Source organism: Suttonella ornithocola, assembly GCF_001889065.1.
Taxonomy (GTDB): Bacteria; Pseudomonadota; Gammaproteobacteria; order Cardiobacteriales; family Cardiobacteriaceae; genus Suttonella_A; species Suttonella_A ornithocola.
On record NZ_LWHB01000205.1, the window covers coordinates 1 to 2926 of the forward strand.

Annotated in this window: 3 protein-coding genes and 2 pseudogenes; 1 reads left to right on the forward strand and 4 read right to left on the reverse strand. The window is 39.5% G+C overall.

Annotated elements, in window-relative coordinates:
• The coding region (locus A5N85_RS12880) for a transposase (protein WP_211268217.1) at window positions 1–205 on the forward strand (205 nt) is incomplete at its 5' end.
• 427 nt (window positions 206–632) lie between these two features.
• Here the strand turns inward: A5N85_RS12880 and A5N85_RS16745 are convergent.
• The 4 genes and pseudogenes from A5N85_RS16745 to A5N85_RS15800 all read right to left on the reverse strand — a co-directional run.
• A pseudogene (locus A5N85_RS16745) lies at window positions 633–883 on the reverse strand (transposase); the annotation flags it as partial.
• A 63-nt stretch (window positions 884–946) separates the two neighbouring features.
• Window positions 947–1903, reverse strand: coding sequence for a DMT family transporter (locus tag A5N85_RS12890; protein ID WP_211268218.1), 957 nt, complete (start codon window positions 1901–1903; stop codon window positions 947–949).
• Entirely contained in the window at window positions 1875–2492 is a 618-nt protein-coding gene (gmk, locus tag A5N85_RS12895; RefSeq protein WP_072577563.1) for a guanylate kinase, read from the reverse strand. Before gmk ends, A5N85_RS12890 begins: the two co-directional genes overlap by 29 nt.
• 70 nt (window positions 2493–2562) lie before the next feature.
• Window positions 2563–2926 (reverse strand): annotated as a pseudogene (locus tag A5N85_RS15800) (16S rRNA (cytidine(1402)-2'-O)-methyltransferase); the annotation flags it as partial.

Sequence of the window (2926 nt, forward strand, 5' to 3'; positions counted from 1 at the left end):
TGCCGCTTTTCATAAACGCAGTGATATTCAAGCAATCATTGAAGAGCATGGGCATGAGATAGTTTGGTTACCCCCTTATAGTCCAGACTTAAATCCTATTGAAAAGATGTGGGCTTGGATTAAGCAAATCCGCAAAGAATGGCGGATGGATTGTATTGATACTTTATTCTTTTATCTGTTTTGGATTGGGTTGGGTTTTAGATGATTGCACTATATTTAGAGCGAATAGTATAAGCCTATTTTTAGAATTCGTAAGGATTTTTTATATTGAAGAGTCGCTGCTTAATTATCGAATAGATATGTCATTACAAGAAATTGTCAGTCTATGTTTTAACCAACTTACATAACTATGGGATAGAAGATTATCCTCATTGCCTGTGTGGATGGATTACAAGGCTTTCCAGAAGTTATATAGTGAAAGTCTACTAGAATAGTTACGATATTAAGATAGATAGATAAAGTCAGCAAACATACTTTGCTGGAATAACAATTTAATTTCCGTAACTCTTTTATTAAACTTTTACTATAGCTAAATGTCTTTAACTCACATACAGCATTAGCTCGTTTTCCCATACTGAGGTTAACTGTCTGTGGTTTGTCAGTTTGTATGCAAGCTAAACCTATTCAGCTATAACAAAACTGTGTTCAAGCTCTGGGTCTGAAAGATTGTGCCATTGTCCGAGTAAGATGGCTTTGAACATCGCTAGTGGTTCATAAGGTGGGCGTCCACTATGTTCCTGACGGTATCTTATCTGAATTTTTGTTGTTGCAGGCTTTGGCGTATGGGATTCCGGTCAATAATGGCTTGAAGCTTGAGTAAAGGAAATCGATTGATGTGTTTGGCAATGATGCTTTTGGCGGTTTGTTGGAAGAAGGTTGTCATGGCTTTTTCCTCTGTATCGGATCAAGAGAAAGATTAGTGGTTTTTTAGGGTTTTGCAAAGGTCTCACTTTAAAGTTGCGCCAATTTCTGAGGAGAGAATCCCGCCAACCACCCACAACAATGCCGTTAACTGCACCGCGCCAAAAACTGCTCTTTCATCGCGAAAAATCAATAGTGCAGCTAAAGTATTAAAAACTGGAAGTAAATTCATTACCAATGCTCCTCGACTAGCACCTAGTACAATCACGCCTTCCATATAAAACATTTTCGACAAAATAGCGACGAAAACCGTGACATAAGCCACTAAAGCCAATGCTTTCATTATTTCCGCTGTCGTCGGTGCAACAGGAATTAACAACTGTTCTGTTTTTGCGGTTTCCCATAAATAAAAAGGCAAAGATACCAACATCGCCGACACACACATTGCCCACATTAAGCTCATCCAATGCACATTAGGTGCTTGTCTTAAGACAACTGAATAGCCCACATAAATTAACGCGGCAATTAACACAAATCCTTCTGCCAAACTAGGGCGCCAACCAAGCAATGTTTGTGGTGTACCACCAGTGACCAACCAAATCACGCCAAAAACTGTCGCAGCAACGCCTAGCCATTGTAATGGATGCGCTCTCTCTTTAAAGATAATCGCATTTAAAATCAGCACCAAAGCGGGAATTAACGCAAAAATAATTGCAATATTGACTAGCTTAACCCCCATATTAATACCGCCATACAGCACGATATTAAATAATGCAAAAGCGCTTCCGCCCCAAAAAAATAGCCATAGTGCGCGTTTTTTTAATTCTGGCAAATCTTTTTTCACGACTTTCCAACAGAAAATCGTCATCAATATAGCTGCAAATAACCAACGATAAAAAGTAAATTGAAATTCCGTCATCAATCCTACGGCAAGCTTTCCTATGACATTGCTAGTCGACCAAAGCACTGGTGCTAATAGCAACATTAGCCGCGGAGGGAGTAAAGTTTTTCGATTATTCATCATTGTTGAGTTTGCTGACATGATTCGATAAATCCTCCTGTAATCTTTGACGCTCTAATCGAGCTGCAATAATTAAAGACTGAAGTTCAGAGGCAGCACGATTAAAATCATCATTGATAATGATGTAATCAAAATCTTTGTAATGACTAATTTGCTCTTTGGCCTCTGCCATTCGGCTATTAACTACCGCAGCATCGTCTTGACCGCGTCGCATTAAACGCTCTCTCAAGGCAGCTAGCGAAGGCGGTAATAAAAAAACTGTCTTCACATCTGGGCGTTTGACTCTCACTTGTTCTGCCCCCTGCCAATCAATAGAAAGAATGACATCATTACCCGCTGATAACAACGCATCAACTTGTTTACCAGAAGTTGCATACGCATGATGAAATACATCTGCATGTTCCAAAAAATCTCCCGCTTCTCGCAAAGCGGAAAAAGCTTCCTTTGTCACAAAATGATAATGCGTTCCATCAATCTCGCCATTTCTTCGTTCACGTGTTGTATGAGAAACAGACTCCACCACATTTGACAACGCATTTTTAGCTGCAGCAATAAGAGAGGTTTTTCCGCCACCTGATGGAGCAGCAACAATCCATAACTGACCTTTCATAAGCTTTCTCCAGTGAAAAATTCTCACTACTTTACTGATTAGCTATTAAACTGTCACTTATTTTTGTAAACTATTTACCAATCAGATAATTATAAACTGATTTCTTATTTACACCAGTGTATTTTGCGACTAAATTTGCAGCATCCTTACTAGAAACACCACAATCTCTTAATTCCTCAGCCATGCTTTGCCATTGTTGCTCATCGACTTCTTGGACAGTTTCTGCACCCAATAGTAAAACGAACTCTCCTTTTTCGTGATAACTGTCTTCAGCCAACCAATTAATGGCAGAACCAACGGTCAATGCGACGATTTGTTCAAACGTTTTGGTCAACTCACGCGCAATCGTTAAAGGTCGATTTGCTGTAAATAGCTGTTGCATCTCTGCTAGCGTTTCCGCAATGCGATGTGGGGTTTCATAAAAAACAGTGGTG